We start from the raw sequence: 22,903 nt of genomic DNA on the forward strand, positions 1-22,903 counted from the left end.
GAAAAGGAGATTAGCGGGCGGCGGTGGATGCGCGCGCAATCAGTTCGCCGGAGAAAGCGATGTCTTTAACCGGCTCAGTATTGCCCTGAATGCGCGTCACCAGCTGGCTAATCGCCGCAACGCCCATTTCATATGTTGGCTGTTTAAAGGTGGTGATCCCTACACCCGCGAGATCGGCCCACACCAGTTCGTCAAAACCTGACAGACCGATATCCGGCCCCCAGGTGATATCCAGACGCTTCAGGGCGCGCGCGACCTGAAGCGTCAACGCGCCGTTCACACACATCACCGCTTTATGCTTATCCGGATGGCGTGCGACAAAATCGCGCAGCAGCGTTTCCAGCCCTTGCGTATTACTTAATTCGATTTCGCCCTGTTCGGCGATGCACTGCGGGGATTGCTGCATATGCTGCAAAAAGGTGAGCAGGCGATCCAGTCGGGTGTTAACTGTGGCCGGTTCGGTGACGAAAAGCAGGGCTTCAAAACCATTTTGCAGCAGATGATCGGTCATCATCTGCGTGGCTTCCACGTTGTTCAGCGCGATGACGTCACAGGCGAAATCCGCGACTTTGCGGTCGATCAGCACCATCGGCAGGTTCGCCTGTTGCAGCGTGGAAATCGCCGCTTCGCGCATCCCGACGGCATTCACCACAATGCCGTCCACGCGGTAGCTGCTGAGCAACTGGAGGTAATGTTTTTCCTGATCAAGCTCGTTGTTGGTGTTACACACCAGCAGCGTCAGCCCTTCCTGACGGCACGCGGCTTCGACGCCGCGCATCACTTCGACAGAATAAGGATTGGTAATATCAGCGAGGATCAGCCCCACCAGACGTGTCTGACCACTTTTCAGGCTGCGTGCCATCTGGCTGGGCTGGTAATCCAGCAGGGAGATTGCCCGTCCGATGCGTTCCTTGAGATCATCTGACAGCAGGTGTTTTTCACCGTTGAGATAACGCGAAACGCTGGTTTTGCCGGTTTTTGCTGCACTGGCCACGTCACGTATCGTGGCGCGACCCGCTGCGCCAGGCTCCTGTTTTTTACTCACAACCTTTCTCCCCTCATGCTTATCCCACGGAGACTAGCACAGAGTGTCGAAAGGCTGTAAACGTTACTCAGCGCAATCCTTCCGCCGGTGTCGCCGCCGGAACCGCCTGTTTCTGTGGTCGGCTGCTCAGTGTGAAAGCAGAAATTATCGTTACGCCGAAGGCGATTCCCCCGAGGATCAGGTAGGTATCGCTGAACCCGATACGGTCGTACAAACTGCCCGCAAAGGCGGAAAGGAAAATCGCCGCCAGTTGTTTGGCGAAGTTAAAGCCGATCAGATAAAGGGTGGCTGAGAACCGGACATCAAAAATCTGTGTGATGTATTTGAACACCCCGACCAGCAGAAAAGGTACTTCCAGCGCGTGAAGCATTTTCAACAGGATGACTTCTGCCGCGGTGGTCGCAAATGAAGAGCCGACGATGCGAATCGACATGATGGTGCCCGCCAGCAGCAGCGTATTTTTCGCGCCAATACGGTTAATAATCCATGGCGAACAGAACATTATCAGCGCGTTACATAGCTCACCGGCAGTGGTGACATAGCCGAACATTTCGGTGCCGTGCTGCGGCGAAGAGAAGAAGGTTTTGAAGAAGGTGGCGAATTGCTGATCGAAAACATCGTAAACACAGGCGACGCCCACCACGTATAAAATCAGCATCCACAGTTTTCGCTCTTTCAGCAACAAAGCCGCCGTTTTCAGCGAGAATTGCGACTGATTAGCGCCAAGTTTATCCAGCACCCGAGCATTTTTGTTTTCCTGCGGACGCGAGATCAGCAGCAAAATCATCAGAATGACCGCTGCGCCGGAACCCATCCAGAATACGATATCGGGGTTGATGTTAAACAGGATGCCCGCAGTCGACGCGCAAATCCCCCAGCCGAAACAGCCGAACATCCGTGCTTTGCCGTATTCGAAGGCGCTGTTGCGGCTGACCCTTTCGATATACGCCTCGGTCGCACCGGAACCACCCGCAAAGACGAAACCAATGTACGCACCGCCCAGAATGGCACCGAGCACAATATTGATTTTCAGCAGCGGCGCAAACACGTAAATAAAGAACGGTGCGAAGAGGAACAGCAGTACGGCGATGATCCACAACAGGTGTTTCTTCAGGCCGAGCTTGTCAGAAATGATGCCGAAGAACGGCTGAAACAGAATGGCAAACAGCGACATGCTGGAGAACACGATGCCGGTTTCCGTTTTGCTCAGGCCGATAACGTCAGACAGCCAGATCGGTAAAAACGGATAACAGGTCGCCATAATGAAGAAATAGAGGAAGAAATAGCTGCCAAATATCCAGAAGTTTGCATTTTTTTTATAGAAGCAACGATCGCCAGTTTGTGTAGGGTTCATCGTGATTTCCTTGCCGAAACCATTAAAACCGGCCCCGAAGCGCCGGCGTTTTTTATGTTTATGTGTGCTTCAACTTTCCGGATTACACCTTTTCAAAACCGAGCAGCAGGGCACTTTCCGGATCCAGCACCGGCAGCGTCAGCCCGGCATTCGCCAGCCATTCTCCGCTCAGCACCGGCGATTCATGCAGCCACGCTGGCTGCACCCGCATGGTATGACCGCTACCGCCACCGGCCAGCAGCGCCGGTTCATCAAGCACCGTCACACGATAACGGGCATCGGCTTGCAGCCCCGGTACCCGCAGCGTTCCCGGTAATGACCAGGTTGGCATCGCCAGCTGACTCACCAGAAACACTGCGCGATCGCCGCTCTGGCTGACTACGCCGTTGATCAGCATCGCGTCATCACTACTATCGACCCGATAGACGTCGCCGCTGTGCAGCAACGGCCGCAATTGCTGATGCAGGCGGGTATATTTCGCGAACCCGGCGCGCTCCTTCTCGCCTTCTTTCACCGGATCGAGTTCAATGCCCATATGCCCGAAAAGCGCCGTCAGGCCGCGAAATTCGATGCTGTGCTGGCGTGAGGTGGCGTGGCATAACTTGTTACCGATGTGCGAGCCCATCACTTCCGGCGGGAAGAAATAGCTCATGCCGCGCTGAATTTTCTGCCTCTCCAGCGCGTCGTTATTGTCCGATGTCCAGAAACGGTGGCTGCGTTTGAGCACCTCGAAATCAATGCGGCCCCCGCCGGACGCGCAGGATTCAAACTCGATATGCGGGAAGCGTTCACCCAGCACATCCAGCAGACGGTAGAACTGCTGCGTTTGTGCCGTCAGCGCCGCACGACCTTCATGGCCGGGCTGGACGATTTCACGGTTCATGTCCCATTTCACGTAATCGACATCGTGCTCGCCGAGCAGCCAGCTCATGCGTTCCACCAGATAATCAAAGACCTGCGGATTGTTCAGGTCGAGCACGAACTGATGACGGCCACTCGGCTGCTGATAACCCGGCAGCGCCAGTAGCCAGTCCGGGTGGGCGCGATACAAATCCGAATCCGGGTTAATCATTTCCGGTTCGACCCAGATACCAAATTCCATGCCGAGGTTTTTGACGTGGTCGATCACCGGCTTCAGCCCGTTCGGGTATTTCTTCTCATCCAGATACCAGTCGCCCAGCGCGGCGCGGTCGTGGTCGCGACCGCGGAACCAGCCGTCGTCAATAATGAAGCGTTCAACGCCTAATGCAGCTGATTCTGTCGCCATCTGCATGATGTAGTCGGGATCGTGATCGAAATAAATTCCCTCCCAGGTATTGAGATGAACAGGACGCGGTTTCTGTGTCGGGAAACGCAAAATCTCCTCGCGCACGAAGCGGTGGAACTGCTGGCTCATGCGGTTCAGCCCGCTGGCGGAATAGCTGGCGTAAAGCCACGGCGTTTCCAGCGTTTCGCCCTGTTCAAGGCGCTGCTCGCCCGGAAGATACAGCGCTTCGGCCTGCACCAGACGGCGGCCGTCGGTTTTGATGTCAGCACGCAGCCGGTGGTTTCCGCTCCAGCCCAGATGGATCCCCCAGACTTCGCCCTGTTCTTCGCTAAAGCCCGGATGACCGATCATCATCGCCGGGAAATATTCTGATGAGGTTTTTCCGCGACGGTTTTCCTGAATGATGCCGCCGTGATCAAGCTGAGTGCGGTGCGGCTGGAACTCTTTGATCCAGCGTCCATGAAACGACATCACTTCGGCGGCGCGTTCTGGCAGCGGCAGCGTAACGGCCAGGCGCGTCAGCTGAAAGGTGCCGGATTTGAGACTGGTCAGGGCATTGCGGGTTTGCAATACGCCGCTGTCATCGAGGCGAAGTTCGCTGCGAAATTGCAGGCCGGCGATTGCATCCTCGGTAGTGATCGTCAGCTGGTTTCCCTGGTGGCGGACGTCAATGGTATTGAACACCGGTGACCAGTCCAGACCGTCACGATGGCCTTCAACGCCCGGCGTACCGAAAGACCCGCGTCCGGTGTCAGCGCTGAAATTTAGCGGGGCTTCCACGTCCAGACGGCCATTGGGTACCGCGCGGGCCAGAGAAATGACGTCATCGCATGAAAACTGGCTCAGACGATTTCCCCAATAGAGGATTTCAGCGAACGGCGTACAGCGCACGATAAGGCTGGTGTGTTCGCTGGTTAAATGGACGATCTGGTTTTCCATAGTGTCACGACTCCACAAGGTAATTTGCAGCGATAAAACGTTATCTGGTGGAGTAACTATTGATCCGAAACGTTTCGGATGGGAAATGCGAAGATGCAAATTTGTGATACAGGGTGGAAAAATAGCCTGAAGGGAATTTATAACTTCGGTGGATGTGCGGTCACGCCCGCCTGCAATTCCGGCTGCCAGAGAACCTGCAAATGGCTCATCGGTTCGTTGCGAATCAGCGCCATCGTCATCTCGGCGATTTGCAGCCCGACCGCTTCGCGGGTGCTCTGACGAATCGCGGTGACGGCCACGTCGGGCAGGCTGTCAGAGGGTAAGCCGTCGTAGATAATCAGCGAAACTGCGCCGTTCTGCAGTAATCCGGCTTCGTACAACGCCAGCGCCGCGCCTTCGCCGTGCATATTGCAGTCGCAGACAATGGCGGTGGGTGGCTGCGGTAATGCCAGAAACGCCTGTGTTGCCTGATAACCCGCGCGGCGGCTCGGGCTGACTTTATTCACGTATTGCGGATTTAGCGGCAGTTTATTGGCCATCAGCCCGTCGAGATATCCCTGACGGCGCTGGCTGATAAAAGACTGCTGATTGTTTTCGCCGAGAAACGCGATGCGCTGATGGCCCAGCCCGGCGAGATGATCGACCGCCATTTGCATACCAGCACGGTTATCGAAATCGAACCACGCATAATCCTGAGTCAGGCAGGTGCTGCGACCGAGCGCCAGAAACGGAAAATTGCGTTGCTGCAAATCAAGCAGGCGTGGATCGTCATTCAGTGTATGCGCCACCAGCATGGCATCCACGCGCTTGCTTTCAATAAGCCGTCGCCACGAAAAGGTTCCCAGCTCATCCGGCACCAGCAGCAAATCGATCTCATGTTTTGCCAGTTCGCGGGTAATACAGCCGACCATTTCGACAAACGCAGAATTGCTTAACGGATGGGATGTGAAGGGGAAAATGAGGCCAACGGCGTCGATCTTGCCCATTTTCAGCCGGCGGGCGAGGGTGTTGGGCCGGTAGCCGCGTATATCTGCTGCCGCCTGCACCCGCGCTTTGGTGTCCGCTGAAACGTCATCATAACCGTTCAGCGCACGGCTGACGGTGGTCACAGAGAGACCGAGATCTTTGGCGATAGCTTTCAGAGACATACTGGCATCCGTTGCGCAGGTGAGAGAAGCGGTTGCCGGAGGATAACATAAACGCAAAAACGGAGCCTCGCGGCTCCGTTCATATTTTGTATTTCAGCGGTTTTACTGCAACGGGCTGAGGGTAATCTCAACGCGGCGGTTCTGCGCTTTACCGGCTTCGGTGCTGTTGCTGGCGATCGGATTATCCGGGCCTGCGCCGGTGGTTCGCACGCGGCTGCCGTCGACGCCCTGAGTAATCAGCGCACTGCCGACGCCGTCAGCACGTTGCTGTGACAGCTTCATGTTGAGCGTACGCGTACCGGTGCTGTCGGTGTAACCGACTACGTTCACGGCAGTTTTTGGATACTCTTTCAGTACCATCGCCACGCCGGTCAGCGTGTTCGCGCCCGCCGGTTTCAGCGTGCTGCTGTTGGTGTCGAAGGTGACGTTGTTCGGCATGTTCAGCACGATGTTGTCGCCCTGACGGGTGACGCTGACACCCGTGCCTTTCATTTTGTCGCGCAGCTTAGCTTCCTGCACATCCATGTAATAACCCGCACCGCCACCCAGCGCAGCGCCTGCAGCGGCACCAATCAGTGCGCCTTTGCCGCGATCGTGTTTGGATGAAGAAAGCATCCCAACGCCCGCACCTAAGGCGGCGCCCAGACCCGCGCCAATGCCGGATTTACCTGCTTCTGATTCGCCGGTGTACGGGTTGGTGGTACAGGCTGACAGGCCCATCGTGACGCAAAGCACGCCCGCAACCACAAGAAGTCTTTTGTTCATCTTATTTCCTTTCTGGATGTTTTCTTTATGTTCTTTTTTCAGAACCTGACCGCTGCATTATGACTGCACGCTTTCCGTTAAGTTGCACAGAAAAAGGTGACAAAACATAAACAAATGCAACGGGCAGATATCAGCCCTGCGGCGTTCCGGCGCCATTTATGCGTAATTTCATGGCGTTTAGCAGTAGGAGAATTCCGGTTATCGGTTTTTGTCTTTTTTCGGAATTTAGGAACTTATTCAGAAAGGGGCTGATGCCAGCGCAGAACCCAGGTCGGAAGATCGGTTCCAGGGTGAACCGTATCGTTCACCACTAAGAAATCTTCTTTGCGATAAAACGCCAGGGCGCGGTGATTTTCCTGATAAACCTCGAGCAGCAAAAGCGGATAATGGTTTTTTACTTCCCGCATCAGTTGCTGTGCGATCCCTGTGCCATAAACGCTTTCATCGACAAACAGCGCGCCGATGAACTGATGATTGAGCACGCTGATAAAGCCGTTGATCGTGCCATCTTCAGCCATGGAAACCCATGTCACCGCCTGAGGCAAAAAGGTTTCGCGCACCATGGGTGCGCTTTCAAACCAGTAGGTTTCGTCAATAAACGGATGCGCTGCCAGTGTGCTGCGCAGCCACAACCGCATAATGGCTTCGGTATCGGCAGGCGCGGAGAGGCGGATCATAGCGGTTGATTTTTCGGATGGCAGAAACAATAAGACTGATGATCGTTCACCAGCCCGGCGGCTTGCATAAACGCATAGCAAATGGTCGAACCGGTAAATTTGAAACCTTTCTTTTTCAGCGCTTTAGACATCGCATCGGAGACGACAGTTTTGGCCGGTACGCCTTCCGGGCCCAGCGGATTATTGATGACCGGTTGATGATCTACAAAGCTCCAGATGAACGTCGAAAAATCTTCGCCATTGGCCTGCATGGCCAAATAAATTTGCGCATTCAGGATGATCGCTTTGATTTTTCCGCGATGACGCACTATCCCGGCGTCGAGCACCAGACGTTCTACGTCGTCGTCGGTCATTTTGGCGATGCGCACCGGATCGAAATTGTGGAAGTTATTGCGGTAATTTTCGCGCTTTCTGAGGATAGTTATCCACGACAGCCCTGCCTGCTGGCCTTCCAGACACAGCATTTCGAACAATTCACGGCCATCTTTGACCGGCACGCCCCATTCTTTATCGTGATAATCGAGATAAATCGGTTCTTTCGAAACCCAGCTACATCGGGTGGTTGCCATTCTGTCATCCTTATAAGAAGCCTGAAAACGTGGAGTCAGTGTGTGGCTTCTCGGATAACTCTGCAACGTCGCAATTTCTGCGCACCCAACTTGACGCTGGTCGGATCTGAACAATATTTAAAGCCATTCATTACGTAATCCTTACGTATTCAGGGATTCGAACCGCAAATATTTTCGGGATATCACGACGATGACTGGCAAAAATCTCAATGCGCAAAACACGCCGGACAACGATGCGCGCACCGAAGCAATTCACAATGCGCTGAAGGCCTCAACCACGGCCGGTCTGGATCCCGGTGAGCAAACTTCTTATAACGCGGGGATCAGTGCGCGGTTTTAAACCTTGAGGGGGCGAGAGCCCCCATAATCCCACCCGAAATTAAACACTTTCTCTCCGCTACGCAGCTGTTGCCTGATTCTGGCTGATTATCTTCCGTTCAGCGGGTATACTGTCCGACTCTTTATAAACCCACTTTCTCGCGTGCGAATCCAACATGCAAAAGTTTGATACCAAGACATTTCAGGGCCTGATCCTGACACTGCAAGATTATTGGGCGCAGCAGGGCTGCACCATTGTTCAACCGCTGGATATGGAAGTCGGCGCGGGTACTTCGCATCCGATGACCAGCCTGCGCGCACTCGGCCCTGAGCCTTTTGCGGCAGCCTATGTTCAGCCATCACGCCGCCCGACTGACGGTCGCTACGGCGAGAACCCGAACCGCCTTCAGCACTATTATCAGTTCCAGGTGATGATAAAACCGTCCCCGGAAAACATTCAGGAGCTGTACCTCGGCTCGTTGAAAGAGCTGGGTCTTGATCCGCTGATCCACGATATCCGCTTTGTTGAAGATAACTGGGAAAACCCAACGCTTGGCGCCTGGGGGCTTGGCTGGGAAGTGTGGCTGAATGGCATGGAAGTGACGCAGTTCACTTACTTCCAGCAGGTCGGCGGTCTGGAATGTAAACCTGTGACCGGTGAAATCACCTACGGCCTTGAGCGTCTGGCGATGTACATCCAGGGCGTGGACAGCGTTTACGATCTGGTCTGGAGCAACGGTCCGCTGGGTAAAACAACGTATGGTGATGTGTTCCATCAGAACGAAGTGGAGCAATCGACCTATAACTTCGAATACGCCGATGTCGATTTCCTGTTCTCCTGCTTCGAACAGCACGAGAAAGAAGCGCAAACCCTGCTGGCACTCGAAAAGCCGCTGGCATTGCCTGCGTACGAGCGCATTTTGAAAGCGGCTCATTGCTTCAACCTGCTTGACGCGCGTAAAGCGATTTCTGTGACTGAACGTCAGCGCTACATTCTGCGCATCCGTACCCTGACTAAAGCGGTAGCTGAAGCGTATTACGCTTCCCGCGAAGTGCTGGGCTTCCCGATGTGCAAAAAGAACGAGAAGTGAGAAACAGTGATGACTGAAAAAACATTTCTGGTGGAAATCGGCACGGAAGAACTGCCACCGAAGGCTCTGCGCAGCCTTGCTGAATCTTTTGCGGCTAACCTGACTGCGGAGCTGGATGCGGCGAATCTGCCACACGGCGACGTCAAATGGTTTGCGGCACCGCGCCGTCTGGCGCTGAAAGTCTCTGCCCTGCATGAATCTCAGGCCGATCGCGAAGTAGAAAAACGCGGTCCTGCGGTTTCTCAGGCATTTGATGCCGAAGGCAAACCAAGCAAAGCCGCGGAAGGCTGGGCTCGTGGTTGTGGTATCACCGTAGATCAGGCCGATCGTCTGGTCACGGACAAGGGCGAATGGCTGGTTTACCGCGCGCACGTTAAAGGCGAAAGCGCACAACAACTGCTGCCTGCGATGATCGCCACGTCGCTGTCCAAACTGCCGATTCCTAAACTGATGCGCTGGGGCGATTCCGACGTGCAGTTCGTGCGTCCTGTTCACACCGTAACCCTGCTGCTGGGCGATGAGCTGATCCCGGCGAAAATTCTCGGTATCGATTCCGCGCGTACTATCCGTGGCCACCGTTTCATGGGCGAGCCGGAATTTACCATCGACAACGCCGATCAGTATCCGCAGATCCTGCTGGAGCGCGGCAAAGTCATCGCTGATTACGAGCAACGTAAAGCCATCATCAAACGTGATGCCGAGAAAGCAGCGAAAGAGATTGGCGGTATCGCCGATCTGAGCGAAAGCCTGCTGGAAGAAGTGGCGTCTCTGGTGGAATGGCCGGTCGTTCTGACTGCGAAATTCGAAGAAAAATTCCTGGCGGTTCCGGCTGAAGCCCTGGTTTACACCATGAAAGGCGACCAGAAGTATTTCCCGGTGTACGACGCCGCGGGCAAACTTCTGCCGAACTTCATCTTCGTAGCCAACATTGAGTCGAAAGATCCACAGCAAATTATTTCCGGTAACGAGAAAGTGGTTCGCCCGCGTCTGGCCGATGCTGAATTCTTCTTCAAGACCGACCGCAAAAAACGTCTGGAAGATAATCTGCCGCGTCTGGCAACCGTGATGTTCCAGAAACAACTCGGTACGCTGCGTGACAAAACCGATCGCATCGAAGCCCTCTCTGGCTGGATTGCCGATAAAATCGGTGCCGACGTGGAGAACGCTAAACGCGCCGGTCTGCTGTCCAAATGCGACCTGATGACCAATATGGTCTTCGAGTTCACTGACACGCAGGGCGTGATGGGCATGCACTATGCACGTCATGATGGCGAAGCGGAAGAAGTCGCCGTTGCGCTGAACGAGCAGTATCAGCCACGTTTTGCGGGCGATGCCTTGCCTGCTTCCCCGGTGGCGTGTGCGCTGGCGATCGCCGACAAGATGGACACGTTGGCCGGTATCTTCGGCATCGGGCAACATCCGAAAGGTGATAAAGACCCGTTCGCACTGCGTCGTGCAGCGCTTGGCGTGTTACGTATCATCGTCGAGAAAAACCTGACGCTCGATCTGCAAACCCTGACTGAAGAAGCGGTGCGTCTGTACGGCGACAAGCTGACCAACACCAAGGTTGTCGATGAAGTGGTTGATTTCATGCTCGGTCGTTTCCGCGCGTGGTATCAGGAAGAAGGTCATGCAGTCGATACCATTCAGGCTGTGCTGGCGCGTCGTCCGACCAAACCGGCTGATTTCGATGCCCGTGTTAAAGCGGTGAGCTACTTCCGAACGCTGGATGAAGCGGCAACGCTGGCTGCGGCCAACAAACGCGTTTCCAACATTCTGGCGAAATCCACCGACGTTCTGCTCGATCATGTTCATGCCTCGGTGTTGAAAGAGCCTGCCGAGCTGAAACTGGCGACGCATCTGGTGGTTCTGCGCGATAAACTCGAGCCGCTGTTTGCTGCCGGTCAGTATAAAGAAGCGCTGGTCGAACTGGCTGCGCTGCGTGAAACCGTGGATAAATTCTTTGATACGGTGATGGTGATGGATGAGAACGAAGCGGTGCGTATTAACCGTCTGACGTTGTTATCTAAGCTGCGGGAGTTATTCCTGCAGGTAGCGGATATTTCGCTGCTTCAGTAAGCGGGTGACTTTTTCCTCCTCCCCTTTCGCAGGCGGAGGAGGAAGACTCGCTGTCAGATGCCAATTTCTCCGCTTTTTTAAAAAGCGTTCTCCCCCCAATTGTTCTATCCTATAACCCGCATGGAATGCATAAACTCGGCAGGGAACTTGCCGGTAAAAGAACATTGAAATCAGGAGTCAGGACTCATGGCTGTAGGGATCAGAAGCGGTGCATTTTCTCGCTGGCTGGCGCCGTTTATCGCACTGCTGGTAGTGTTTCAGCTCACTGCATGCGGCGATAAAGAACCGGAACAACGCAAAGCCTTTATCGATTATTTGCAAAATACCGTGATGCGCAGCGGGCAAAACCTGCCATCGCTGAGTGAAGATCAGAAACAACGTTTTGGTAATTACGCGAATGACTACGGTATTATTTTGTCATTCTCTCGTCAGATGAAAGGCGCCGTCGACGGCAGCTTCGTGCCGGTTGTTAATGCCATCGGTCAGGTGCGCACGCCGCAGGATTACATCACCCAGCGCGGTGCGCTGCAACAGGCGGCCAGCACGTTGAGCCTGCTGAATGCACAGTTGCGTGATTCCAAAACCAAAGCCGATACCGCGATGGCCGCACTTAAGCAGCCAGACGATCTGAAAGCGGTTTACAGCCAGGTATATAGCACCGTGGTGACTCAGCCTGCTAACACGCTGACACCGCTGGTGCCTGCACTGCAAAGCTTCACGCAGGATATCGTCTCCGTTGGCGACTACCTGCAACAGCAGGGCACTCAGGTCGCCTTTGCCAACGGCGGCGTGCAGTTCCCGACGCAGCAACAAGCGACGCAGTACAACACTATGATGTCGAATCTGGTGGGTAAGCAGCAGACATTGCTTCAGGCGCAGAAAGTCGCGCAGGGTGATTTCAGTAACTAAGCCTGTTTACGATGTGATGAACAGAAGCCACGCCTCCATGCGTGGCTTTTTTATGGGAGAAAACCAAACGCAATAACGCCAATCAGACGACCGTCACAAAAATGAATAATAATATAAAAACATGTTTTGTGGGGTTGTTCACAAACAGGCTGTTGCATTTATTCTAATTAATTGAAATTAATCCCCTCAGTGTGATCCATGTCGGGTTTTATTATTGCGATCGTCATTTTTATAATGTTGATCACAAATCCCTGCCGGTTTGATTAAATCCCTTTCAGAGAATATGCTCAGGAATATAAATTCTCATCGATAAAAATAAGGATAAATAATGTCATCATTAATGGATTTTTTCGACAGTGAAAGTATTGCCATATATCCATCGGCGGAAGACTGGTCGCAGGCGATAGATTTATCGATGAGAAACCTGCTACAAAGAAAATATATTACTGCGGATTATATTCAGTCCATAAAAGATACCACAACGGAAATCGGGCCTTATTATTTGCTCGCGCCCGGCATTGCCATGCCTCATGCAAGGCCGGAGTGCGGCGCGTTGCAGACGGCGCTAAGCCTGACACTGCTGCGCCAGGGCGTCAGCTTTGAAGCTGAAAGTCCGCCGGTTCGGTTGCTTATCGGATTATCCGCGAAAGATTCTGATTCACATATTGAGGCGATTCAGGCGTTAAGTGAAATGCTTTGTGAAGATGACGTTATTGATCAACTCCTCAATGCAAAGAGCACGGAGGAATTAATTAATATCATTCAGCATTATTAGTTTTATCCTAACATCACACAGGATTTTAATATGGCTAATAAATCTATGCGCGCCAGAGTGCAGGCTTTTGGCGGCTTTCTCACTGCAATGGTTATTCCCAATATAGGCGCGTTTATTGCCTGGGGTTTTATTACGGCGTTATTTATCCCTACCGGATGGACGCCTAATCCGCACTTCGGTCAGCTTGTCGGGCCGATGATCACCTATTTATTACCCCTGATGATTGGTTCTACCGGTGGCCATCTTATTGGCGGAAAACGCGGCGCGGTGATGGGCGGTATCGGCACGATGGGCGTGATTGTCGGGGCGGATATTCCGATGTTTATCGGCGCGATGGTGATGGGGCCGCTGGGCGGATATGTCATCAGGGTGGTCGATAAGGCGCTCGAGAAGCGTATTCCGGCGGGCTTTGAGATGGTCATCAATAACTTCTCTCTCGGCATTCTCGGCATGCTGCTTTGCCTGCTGGCGTATGAAGTGATCGGCCCGGCGGTGATGGCCGCCAATAATGTGGTGAAAGAAGGGATTGAAGCGCTGGTGGCGACCGGTTATCTGCCGCTGCTGTCAGTCATTAACGAACCGGCCAAAGTGCTGTTCCTGAATAACGCTATCGATCAGGGCGTTTACTATCCGCTGGGTATGCAGGACACCGCCGTCGCCGGAAAATCTATTTATTTCATGGTGGCCTCAAATCCCGGCCCCGGTCTGGGTATGCTGCTGGCATTTTCGCTGTTCGGCAAAGGGCTGAGTAAGAAATCTGCGCCCGGCGCGATGATCATTCATTTTCTCGGTGGCATTCACGAGCTGTATTTCCCGTATGTGCTGATGAAACCGCTGATGATTATCGCCATGATCGCGGGTGGCATGACCGGCATTTATGTTTTCGAACTTTTTGGCGCAGGGCTGGTGGCGGGGCCAAGTCCGGGGTCTATTTTTGCCTATCTGGCTCTGACGCCGCGCGGGGGCTTTATGGGAACCTGCGCGGGCGTGCTGGCCGGGACAGTTGTCTCTTTCGTGGTTGCCTCCGCCATTCTGAAATTTGATAAATCGCCTGCGGAAGACAATTTTGCGGATTCTCAGGCTGCCAGCAAAAAGCGGAAAGCCGAAGGAAAAAGCACGGTGCAGCCTGTGGCCGCCACTATCCGGTTAATCGCTTTCGTGTGCGATGCAGGAATGGGGTCGAGCGCGATGGGTGCGACAACATTTCGCAAGAAGTTGCAAAAATCCGGTTACGAAATTGAGGTGAAGCATTACTCCATCGAAAACATTCCGGCCAATGCCGACATCATTGTTACCCATGCCAGCCTTGAAGGCCGTGCTCAGCGCGTTACCGATCGTCCATTAATCCTGATTAAAAATTATCTCGGCGACCCGGCGCTTGATGCGTTGTTTGCCGATATCACTTCCCCGGTTCAGCAAGGAGCAACAGCATGAAAACCAAAGTCGCCGCCATTTACGGTAAAAAAGATGTGAGACTCCGTGAATTTGAACTGCCGGAAATCACCGATGACGAACTGCTGGTGAGCGTGGTGTCGGACAGCGTTTGCCTCTCGACTTACAAAGCCGCTTTGCTGGGCGGTGAACATAAACGCGTACCTGAAGATATCGCCGACCATCCGGCGGTAACGGGGCACGAATGCGCGGGCGTGATTGTGCAGGTGGGCAAAAATCTCAGGAACCGGTTTGAAGCGGGAAAACGCTTCGTGCTGCAACCGGCGATGGGGCTGCCCAGCGGGTATTCCGCCGGTTACAGTTACGAAACCTTTGGTGGCAACGCGACGTATATGATCATCCCCAAACTGGCGATCGATCTGGGTTGCGTTCTCCCGTACGAAGGGCGTTATTTTGCCGCCGCCTCGCTGGCCGAACCGATGTGCTGCATTATCGGCGCGTACCACGCCAGTTATCACACCACCCAGTATGTGTATGAACATCAGATGGGTATCAAAGCCGGGGGCAATCTGGCGCTGCTGGCCTGTGCCGGACCGATGGGGATTGGTGCGATTGATTACGCGATTAACGGCAATGTGAAGCCTGCGCGCGTGGTGGTGGTCGATATTGATGAACAGCGTCTGGCGCGGGCAGAGCAGTTATTGCCAGTGAACATGGCGGCGGAAAAAGGCGTTGAGCTGGTCTACATCAACAGCAAAACGTTGTCAGATCCCGCTTCTCATCTGCGGGAACTGACCGGCGGCCACGGATTCGATGACGTGTTTGTTTACGCTGCCGTCGCACAAGTGATCGAACTGGGCGATGCCCTGCTGGCAGAAGACGGTTGTCTGAACTTCTTTGCCGGGCCGACCGATAAAAATTTCAGCGTTCCCTTCAATTTCTATCATGTTCACTACTCCTCGACGCACATTGTCGGCACCTCGGGCGGATCGACCGGTGATATGGAGGAGGCGCTGGCACTCACGGCTGCGGGGCGTATCCAGCCTTCCTATATGATCACTCACATCGGCGGGCTGGATGCCGTGCCGGAAACCGTGCTCAATCTGCCGGATATTCCCGGTGGTAAAAAGCTTATCTATAACGGAATTTCCATGCCGTTGACGGCCATCGACGACTTTGCCGAACTGGGTAAAAGTGACCCGCTGTTTGCACGTTTGGCCGAACTGGTGGCGCCAACGCACGGCGTGTGGAATGCGAAGGCGGAGCAGGCGTTGCTCAGCCACTTTGGTGTTTCCACCGGGCTGTAATATGATCGATTCATCTCATTACTGAATTGGCTAAGGGAAGGATGACTGTACTCACTGAAGATCAGGTGCTGGAGACGCTCTCCAGCCAGACGAATCTCAATGATTTTCTGGATGCCGCCAATGTCATTTTACTCAGCGGTATTAAACAGTTCCTCCCTCAGCTTTTTATTAATAATGACGAGGATATCCGTGAATTTGCTGTGAAACCTTTACTCGCTAAATCCGGCCCGCTGGACAATATTGATGTTTCCCTGAGGCTCATTTATGCCTTGGGGAAAATCAAAAAATCGGTTTATGCAGATATTTTGCTTTTTTCTCAGATGGACGAGCACCTGAAAACGAATTTAGAGATTGTGGAATTTCATGAAGAGAGAGTTTATGAATTTATCCAGAATCTACGTTGTGTGACGGGTAATTTGTTGATGTTTCAGTCCATTGAGAAAATGAAATTTGCCGGTTTTGAGATATTCAATAATGCACGTTATGGCAATTTGGTGAGGACAGCGCTGTCGCTGGCGGTGACGGATTTACTCAAGGAACTCACCTATGAACGTAACGCTGACGATTAACGGACTGACCACGCAGGCGTTTTTCCCCGACGAAGATATCGAACAACTACACCTTCCCCTTCTTCAACGTTTTTCTTCACAGCAGCGCCTGCTTAACCGCCCGCTGGTGGTGTTTCTGGTTGCGCCGCCCGGCACCGGCAAATCGACGCTTTCCGCATTCTGGCAAAAGCTTTCTCATGAAACGCCGGATTTAGTCCCTTTGCAGACCCTGCCGATGGACGGTTTCCATCATCGCAATGACTGGCTGGACGCACACAACTTGCGTCAGCGTAAAGGCGCACCACAGACGTTTGATGTGACCAAATTGCGGGACGCACTGATCGCTTTACGCGAGCCGGGAAGCCGCTGGCCGGAGTACAGCCGCACGCTGCATGAGCCGGTCGAAGGCGCGATCCATGTTACCGCGCCTGTTTTGGTCGTCGAGGGAAACTGGCTGCTGCTTGACGATGACGGCTGGCGGCAACTGACAGAAAATTGCGATCTGAGCGTCTTTATTCGTGCCAGTCCGGAAGTCCTGCGCGGTCGTCTCATTGAACGTAAAATCCGCGGTGGACTGACGCCTGCCCGGGCCGGTGATTTTTACGCTGCCACGGACGGACCCAATGTGGCGCGGGTTCTGAGGGATAGCCGTCAGGCAGATATCACGCTGCAAATGTCGGGCGATGGCGCGTTTCATTTTGAGTGATAGTGACGGCGGGATTTATAAAAAATGACAATTTTTAACCTGCAAAGCCGGTAAAATTCCTCTATTTTTGATGGCAACTGTCCGTTTTTCCCGTATTCACTTTAAGGATTTTTGATGAAACGTCAGACGATGACTTTGCTGGCTGCTTTGGTGCTGGCACCGACATTGGCTTCTGCGGCCGACAGCGCCACCGCAGATTTCACTCCTGCACAGCAGGCGGCTATCGGTAAGATCGCAGCAGATTACATGCTTCAGCACCCGGAAATTCTGGTGCAGGTCAGCCAGAAATTGCAGGCACAGCAGGCAGATCAGCAACAGCAACAAACCCTGAGCGCGGTGCTGGCCAACGCTGAAAAACTCACCAGCGATCCGGCGACCCCAAGTTATGGCCCGAAAGACGCCAAAGTTGCGTTCGTCGAATTCTTCGATTATCAATGCCTGTACTGTAGTCGCATGGCACCAGTGGTCGAGCAAACGGTGAAAGCCAATCCAAATGTGCGCTTTGTCTTCAAAGAGTGGCCAATCTTCGGCGACCGCTGGAAACCGTCAATCACTGCCGCTGAAACCGGTATGGCGGTGTGGAAAGAGAAGGGCGCGCAGGCGTATTTCGATTACCACAACAGTATTTACCGTACAGGCCATGACGAAGGAAAACTGACTGAAGCGGATATCGCCGGTGCAGTGAAATCCGCCAAAGCCACGCAGCCGACCGAGGTACAACGTAAAGCCACCCACGAAGCCATCGCCGCCAACGACGAACTCGCACGCACGCTTGGTTTCAGCGGCACTCCGGGCTTTGTGGTGATGCCAACCAGCGGCGCAACCGCAGAAAATACCACTGTTCTGCCGGGCGCAGTGTCCGCCGACGATTTGCAGGCCGCTATCGTAAAAGCGCAGGGCGGGAAGTAATTCTTCAAAGAGTGTTCTAAATAGTGTTCTAAATAAAACGGCGGGCTGTCTGTCTGCTCGCCGTTTGTGTTTCCTGTCCCCTGTAATTTTCTTTCAACATCTCCCCCGTAAACTCATTCCTGTGCTGCTGCGACACGTCTGAATGCTTTTTAAGCGAAATACACAAGTCCGGCAAAAAATACTTTGTGATAAGTATCACATTTTTATGATAAAGACTCGTTAACAAAAGGTGATTTAAGTCACGCTTTTAGCGCCGTAGTGGCGAAATTATCGTCAGTGTAGCCGGGTTACAGGGGGTATTTGTGATCGCGATCACCTAAATGCAGGGGGTGATGGGTCAATAGGTGTGATCCGCGTCACGGGGTGCCGGGTGGGTACGCGGTGACTATAATCACGTGGTAGAGTCCGCCTCGCAGACAGCAATTCGACGGACGGATTTTTAAAGCCGTGGCATATAAAACCGAATTAACCGTCACCGATAATTAACTGATATCACGCGCTCTATTGTCAGCGCGTATCAATAGGGGTGCGTTTTATGTTTTCACCAGACGTTAAGATCAAAGTTCAAAACTTTGGTCGCTTCCTGAGTAACATGGTAATGCCCAACATCGGCGCGTTCATCGCCTGGGGTATCATTACCGCTCTGTTCATTCCTACCGGCTGGATCCCTAATGAAACATTAGCGAAACTGGTTGGCCCGATGATCACTTATCTCCTGCCACTGCTCATCGGTTTCACCGGTGGTCGTCTGGTGGGCGGTGATCGCGGTGGTGTGGTCGGCGCAATCACCGTTATGGGTGTGATTGTCGGTGCGGATATGCCGATGTTCCTTGGTGCGATGATTGGTGGCCCGCTGGGCGGCTGGTGTATCAAGCGCTTTGACCGTTGGGTTGACGGTAAAATCAAAAGCGGCTTTGAGATGCTGGTTAACAACTTCTCAGCCGGTATTATCGGTATGCTGCTGGCGATCCTCGCCTTCCTGGCTATCGGTCCGCTGGTAGAGGCGCTGTCTAAAGTGCTGGCAGCAGGCGTGCACATCATGGTTATTCATAACCTGTTGCCACTGGCCTCTATCTTTGTCGAACCGGCGAAAATCCTGTTCCTCAACAACGCCATTAACCACGGTATCTTCTCTCCACTGGGCATCCAGCAGGCGACTGAAACCGGTAAATCTATCTTCTTCCTGATCGAAGCGAACCCAGGTCCGGGTATGGGCGTCCTGATGGCGTACATGTTCTTCGGTCGTGGCAGTGCCAAGCAATCTGCCGGCGGTGCGGCAATCATCCACTTCCTGGGTGGTATCCACGAAATTTATTTCCCATACGTTCTGATGAACCCACGTCTGCTGCTGGCGGTTATCCTCGGTGGTATGACCGGCGTATTCACTCTGACTCTGCTGAACGGTGGTCTGGTGTCTCCGGCTTCCCCAGGCTCTATTCTGGCTGTGCTGGCGATGACGCCAAAAGGTGCTTACTTCGCTAACATCGCGGCTATCGTGGCAGCTTTTGCGGTATCCTTCGTGGTCTCTGCGCTGTTGCTGAAAACCACCAAAGCGAAAGAAGGCGACGATCTGGACGAAGCAACACGTCGCATGCAGGATATGAAAGCCGAATCTAAAGGCGGAAAACCTGCTGCAACCGGTGTGGCAGGCGACTTGTCTACCGTGCGTAAAATCATTGTAGCGTGCGACGCCGGTATGGGTTCCAGCGCAATGGGTGCAGGTGTTCTGCGTAAGAAAGTGCAGGATGCGGGTCTGACTAATATCAGCGTCACCAACAGCGCAATCAATAACCTGCCTGATGATGTGGACCTGGTGATTACGCACCGTGACCTGACTGAACGTGCCATGCGTCAGGTACCGCATGCGCAGCATATTTCGCTGACCAACTTCCTCGACAGCGGCCTGTACACTGACCTGACTTCACGTCTGGTTGAAGTGAACAAAGCCAGCCAGTACAAAGAGAAAGTGACCACCACGCTCGGCGACAGCATCGTGGCTGATACTGAAAACGAAAATCTGTTCCGCATGAGCGAAAGCAACATCTTCCTCGGCCTGCAGGCGACCAGTAAAGAAGACGCGATCCGCTTCGCCGGTGAGCAACTGGTGAAAGGCGGTTATGTTCAGGCAGAATATGTTGAAGCGATGCTGGCCCGTGAGCAGCTGACCTCTACGTATCTGGGTGAATCCATCGCTGTGCCACACGGCACCATCGAAGCGAAAGACCGTGTGCTGAAAACCGGTATCGTGTTCTGCCAGTATCCGGCGGGTATCCGCTGGGGTGAAGACGAAGATGACTCAGCGCGTCTGGTTATCGGCATCGCCGCACGTAATAATGAGCACATCAACGTGATCACTAAACTGACCACTGCGCTCGATGAAGATGGCGTGATTGACCGTCTGGCCAATACCACCAGCGTCGAAGAAGTCCTGAGCATTCTTCGCGGTTAAGCCTTAAGCATCAAAATAGTAGAGCGTCACTCAGCGGGTCTTACGAGACCCGCTTGTTGATTCGGAGCCGGGCGGCTCCCCAGCTTTACCTCATGTTAGCCCCCGATTTGAAGGAAATATTATGAAAGCATTACATTTTGGCGCAGGTAACATTGGCCGCGGCTTTATCGGAAAATTACTGGCTGATGCAGGGATTGAACTGACGTTTGCAGATGTCAGCCCTGTTTTACTGGATGCGCTGAACAGCCGTAAAGGCTATGACGTGCATGTCGTTGGCGAACAGGCCACCGTTGAGCAGGTCAGCAACGTCAGCGCCGTCAACAGCGCTGGTCAGGATGCGATTAACCTGATCGCCGAAGTCGATTTAGTCACCACCGCCGTGGGCCCGACCGTACTGGAAAAAATCGCGCCAAACGTCGCGAAAGGTCTGGTTCTGCGTCACCAGCAAGGCAACGAAACCCCGCTGAATATCATCGCCTGTGAAAACATGGTGCGCGGCACCAGCCAGTTCAAACAGCATGTATTCAACGCACTGCCGGAAGAAGAGAAAGCCTGGGTTGAAGCGCATATCGGCTTTGTCGATTCCGCCGTAGACCGCATCGTTCCGCCAGCCGTAGCAGGTACTACCGATCCGCTGGAAGTGACGGTGGAAACCTTCAGTGAGTGGATTGTTGATAAAACGCAGTTCAAAGGTACTTTGCCGGAAATCGCCGGTATGGAACTGACTGACAACCTGATGGCGTTCGTCGAGCGCAAACTCTTCACCCTCAACACCGGTCATGCGATCACCGCGTACCTCGGCCAGCAGGCCGGTCACGCAACGATTCGTGATGCGATCCTCGATGAGAAAGTGCGTCTGATCGTTCGCGGCGCGATGGTCGAAAGTGGCGAAGTGCTGATCCGCCGTTATGGCTTCGATTCGCAAAAACACGGCGCATACATCGAGAAAATTCTCTCACGCTTTGAGAACCCGTATTTGCACGATGACGTGGAACGCGTTGGCCGTCAGCCGCTGCGTAAACTGAGCGCGGGCGATCGTCTGATCAAACCGTTGCTGGGCACGCAGGAATATCGCCTGCCGCACAACAATCTGGTTATCGGTATTGCTGCCGCAATGCGTTATCGTAGCGAGCAGGATCCGCAGGCTAAAGAACTGGCAGAGTTGCTGGAGAAAGTCGGGCCAAAAGCCGCCCTGGCCCAGATTTCAGGTCTGCCAGAAGAAGGCGAAGTTGTCGCCGAAGCCGTAAAAATCTACGAATCCATGCATTAATACTGCGTTCGTTTTGATTTCGCCAACACCAGGCAAAGAAAGCCCTGTCGGGCAGCCAGTGACTGCCCGACATGTGCGTTTCAGGGATGACGCCAAGGGCGTTAAAAGCATCGGTTCTTTATTGCAAGAAAGCCCAATGGAAAAAGCTCAGGCATTTGAAAACCGTGTCCTCGAAAAGCTCAATGCGGGTAAAACCGTTCGCAGCTTTCTGATGACATCCGTCGAATTACTGGCCGAAGCGCTGGATATTCTGGTGGTACAGGTTTTCCGTAAAGACGATTACGCGGTGAAATACGCGGTCGAACCGTTGCTGACCGGCACCGGTCCGCTGGGTGATCTGTCCGTGCGTCTTAAGCTTATCTATGCGCTGGGTGTCATCAGCCGTCATGAATATGAAGATGCAGAATTATTGATGGCGCTGCGCGAAGAGCTCAATTACGACGGCGAAGAGTACCGTTTTACCGATGATGAAATTCTGGGGCCGTTCGGAGAGTTGCATTGCGTAACCGAGTTACCGCCAGCGCCGACATTTCTGAAACCCGGTGAAGCCGACGAATCGCTGATTGCCATGCAACGTCAGCGTTACCAGCAAATCGTCCGCTCCACCATGGTGCTTTCCGTGACCGGCCTTATCGCCCACATCAGTAACCAGCAGCCCTCAAGACTTTCTCCCGTACAAAAATAACGTAGTTACATCATCGCATGACGCACTTCGCCGACCAGCAGCCACAGCGCGGTGAGCGCCATCATGCCGCCCATGATGGTATTGAACAGTTTTAGCTTCCACTCTACGCGTAACGCCTGACGTAACCTGTCACCCATCACCACCCACACCAGAATGCACGGCAGGTTGATCAGCGCGAAGCCGACGCAAATCAGCAGCGTGTGATGCAGCATATTGCCGTCCGGCGGCGTAAACAGGATCGCCACGTTGGTCGCCATCAGCCATGCTTTCGGATTTATGGCCTGAAACAGCGCGCCGCCGACCATGTTCATTGGTTGTTGTTTTTCACCTTCTTTCGGCGTGCCGGAACGGTAGATTTTCCACGACAACCAGAACAGATACGTACAGCCGACGACGGCCATCGGCAGGCGGACTGCGTTCATCCAGCTCAGTAAAATCGCCAGCATCGAAGTCATCAGCGCACACTGCACGACGCAGCCCAGCGTGATCCCCAGCATCATCGGCACGCTTCGGCGCAGGCCGAAATTCACGCCGGAAGCCGCCAGCAGCAGATTGTTCGGGCCTGGTGTAATTGACATCACGGTGACATAACTGACAAAAGCGGTATCTATCATTTTTGTTTTCCTGCTCCCCTGTATTCCAGAGAACCAGAATAAAGTGTTACCTGGAAGGGTAACAGAACCAGAAATACGCTATTGTCA

At 53.5% G+C, this 22,903-nt stretch carries 20 protein-coding genes; 12 read left to right on the top strand and 8 right to left on the bottom strand.

Features of this window, described 5'->3' with window-relative positions:
* Window positions 1–10: 10 nt before the first annotated feature.
* The 7 genes from GE278_00095 to tag all read right to left on the bottom strand — a co-directional run bounded on the left by GE278_00095 (window position 11) and on the right by tag (window position 7,764).
* The gene (locus GE278_00095; protein QLK59279.1) at window positions 11–1,045 is read right to left on the bottom strand and encodes a substrate-binding domain-containing protein; all 1,035 of its coding nucleotides are present in this window, start codon (window positions 1,043–1,045) and stop codon (window positions 11–13) included.
* 67 nt (window positions 1,046–1,112) lie between these two features.
* On the bottom strand, window positions 1,113–2,399 hold the full coding sequence (locus GE278_00100; GenBank protein ID QLK59280.1) for an MFS transporter: 1,287 nt from the start codon (window positions 2,397–2,399) through the stop codon (window positions 1,113–1,115).
* A gap of 82 nt (window positions 2,400–2,481) precedes the next feature.
* Window positions 2,482–4,605: an alpha-galactosidase gene (locus GE278_00105; protein QLK59281.1), complete on the bottom strand. Its 2,124-nt coding sequence runs from the start codon at window positions 4,603–4,605 to the stop codon at window positions 2,482–2,484.
* Between the two features lie 137 nt (window positions 4,606–4,742).
* A complete protein-coding gene (locus GE278_00110; protein QLK59282.1) occupies window positions 4,743–5,753 on the bottom strand; it encodes a LacI family DNA-binding transcriptional regulator in 1,011 nt (336 codons plus the stop codon).
* Window positions 5,754–5,855: 102 nt separating this feature from the next.
* A complete protein-coding gene (locus GE278_00115; GenBank protein QLK59283.1) occupies window positions 5,856–6,518 on the bottom strand; it encodes an OmpA family lipoprotein in 663 nt (220 codons plus the stop codon).
* A 233-nt stretch (window positions 6,519–6,751) separates the two neighbouring features.
* Entirely contained in the window at window positions 6,752–7,195 is a 444-nt protein-coding gene (locus GE278_00120) for an N-acetyltransferase (protein ID QLK59284.1), read from the bottom strand.
* Window positions 7,192–7,764, bottom strand: a complete 573-nt coding sequence (gene tag, locus GE278_00125) for a DNA-3-methyladenine glycosylase I (GenBank protein ID QLK59285.1) — start codon at window positions 7,762–7,764, stop codon at window positions 7,192–7,194. The genes GE278_00120 and tag overlap by 4 nt, the downstream gene beginning before the upstream one ends.
* Before the next feature lie 494 nt (window positions 7,765–8,258).
* Between tag and glyQ the strand changes: the two genes are divergently transcribed.
* The 12 genes from glyQ (at window position 8,259) to GE278_00185 (ending at window position 22,202) form a co-directional block, all read left to right on the top strand.
* A complete protein-coding gene (gene glyQ / locus GE278_00130) occupies window positions 8,259–9,173 on the top strand; it encodes a glycine--tRNA ligase subunit alpha (protein QLK59286.1) in 915 nt (304 codons plus the stop codon).
* 9 nt (window positions 9,174–9,182) lie between these two features.
* A complete protein-coding gene (glyS, locus tag GE278_00135; protein QLK59287.1) occupies window positions 9,183–11,252 on the top strand; it encodes a glycine--tRNA ligase subunit beta in 2,070 nt (689 codons plus the stop codon).
* A 186-nt stretch (window positions 11,253–11,438) separates the two neighbouring features.
* Window positions 11,439–12,161, top strand: coding sequence for a DUF3053 family protein (locus GE278_00140; GenBank protein QLK59288.1), 723 nt, complete (start codon window positions 11,439–11,441; stop codon window positions 12,159–12,161).
* A gap of 328 nt (window positions 12,162–12,489) precedes the next feature.
* Window positions 12,490–12,936 (top strand): PTS mannitol transporter subunit IIA, encoded by a 447-nt coding sequence (gene cmtB, locus GE278_00145; protein QLK59289.1) that lies wholly within the window; start codon window positions 12,490–12,492, stop codon window positions 12,934–12,936.
* A gap of 30 nt (window positions 12,937–12,966) precedes the next feature.
* On the top strand, window positions 12,967–14,370 hold the full coding sequence (locus GE278_00150; GenBank protein QLK59290.1) for a PTS mannitol transporter subunit IIBC: 1,404 nt from the start codon (window positions 12,967–12,969) through the stop codon (window positions 14,368–14,370).
* Complete coding sequence (locus tag GE278_00155; GenBank protein QLK59291.1) at window positions 14,367–15,635, top strand: zinc-binding dehydrogenase; 1,269 nt, start codon at window positions 14,367–14,369, stop codon at window positions 15,633–15,635. The genes GE278_00150 and GE278_00155 overlap by 4 nt, the downstream gene beginning before the upstream one ends.
* A gap of 41 nt (window positions 15,636–15,676) precedes the next feature.
* Window positions 15,677–16,204 carry a transcriptional regulator gene (locus GE278_00160; protein ID QLK59292.1) on the top strand — a complete coding sequence of 176 codons (528 nt, stop codon included), beginning with the start codon at window positions 15,677–15,679 and terminating at the stop codon, window positions 16,202–16,204.
* A complete protein-coding gene (locus GE278_00165) occupies window positions 16,182–16,889 on the top strand; it encodes a nucleoside/nucleotide kinase family protein (protein QLK59293.1) in 708 nt (235 codons plus the stop codon). The genes GE278_00160 and GE278_00165 overlap by 23 nt, the downstream gene beginning before the upstream one ends.
* Window positions 16,890–17,003: 114 nt before the next feature.
* Window positions 17,004–17,798 carry a thioredoxin domain-containing protein gene (locus GE278_00170; GenBank protein ID QLK59294.1) on the top strand — a complete coding sequence of 265 codons (795 nt, stop codon included), beginning with the start codon at window positions 17,004–17,006 and terminating at the stop codon, window positions 17,796–17,798.
* Between the two features lie 535 nt (window positions 17,799–18,333).
* The gene (locus GE278_00175; protein ID QLK59295.1) at window positions 18,334–20,247 is read left to right on the top strand and encodes a PTS mannitol transporter subunit IICBA; all 1,914 of its coding nucleotides are present in this window, start codon (window positions 18,334–18,336) and stop codon (window positions 20,245–20,247) included.
* A gap of 121 nt (window positions 20,248–20,368) precedes the next feature.
* Window positions 20,369–21,517 (top strand): mannitol-1-phosphate 5-dehydrogenase, encoded by a 1,149-nt coding sequence (locus GE278_00180; GenBank protein QLK59296.1) that lies wholly within the window; start codon window positions 20,369–20,371, stop codon window positions 21,515–21,517.
* A 136-nt stretch (window positions 21,518–21,653) separates the two neighbouring features.
* Window positions 21,654–22,202: an MltR family transcriptional regulator gene (locus tag GE278_00185; protein ID QLK59297.1), complete on the top strand. Its 549-nt coding sequence runs from the start codon at window positions 21,654–21,656 to the stop codon at window positions 22,200–22,202.
* 5 nt (window positions 22,203–22,207) lie between these two features.
* Here the strand turns inward: GE278_00185 and GE278_00190 are convergent, their stop codons facing one another.
* Window positions 22,208–22,816 carry a LysE family translocator gene (locus GE278_00190; GenBank protein QLK59298.1) on the bottom strand — a complete coding sequence of 203 codons (609 nt, stop codon included), beginning with the start codon at window positions 22,814–22,816 and terminating at the stop codon, window positions 22,208–22,210.
* Window positions 22,817–22,903 lie beyond the last annotated feature (87 nt).

The sequence above is a fragment of the Enterobacteriaceae bacterium Kacie_13 genome, assembly GCA_013457415.1.
Taxonomy (GTDB): Bacteria; Pseudomonadota; Gammaproteobacteria; order Enterobacterales; family Enterobacteriaceae; genus Rahnella.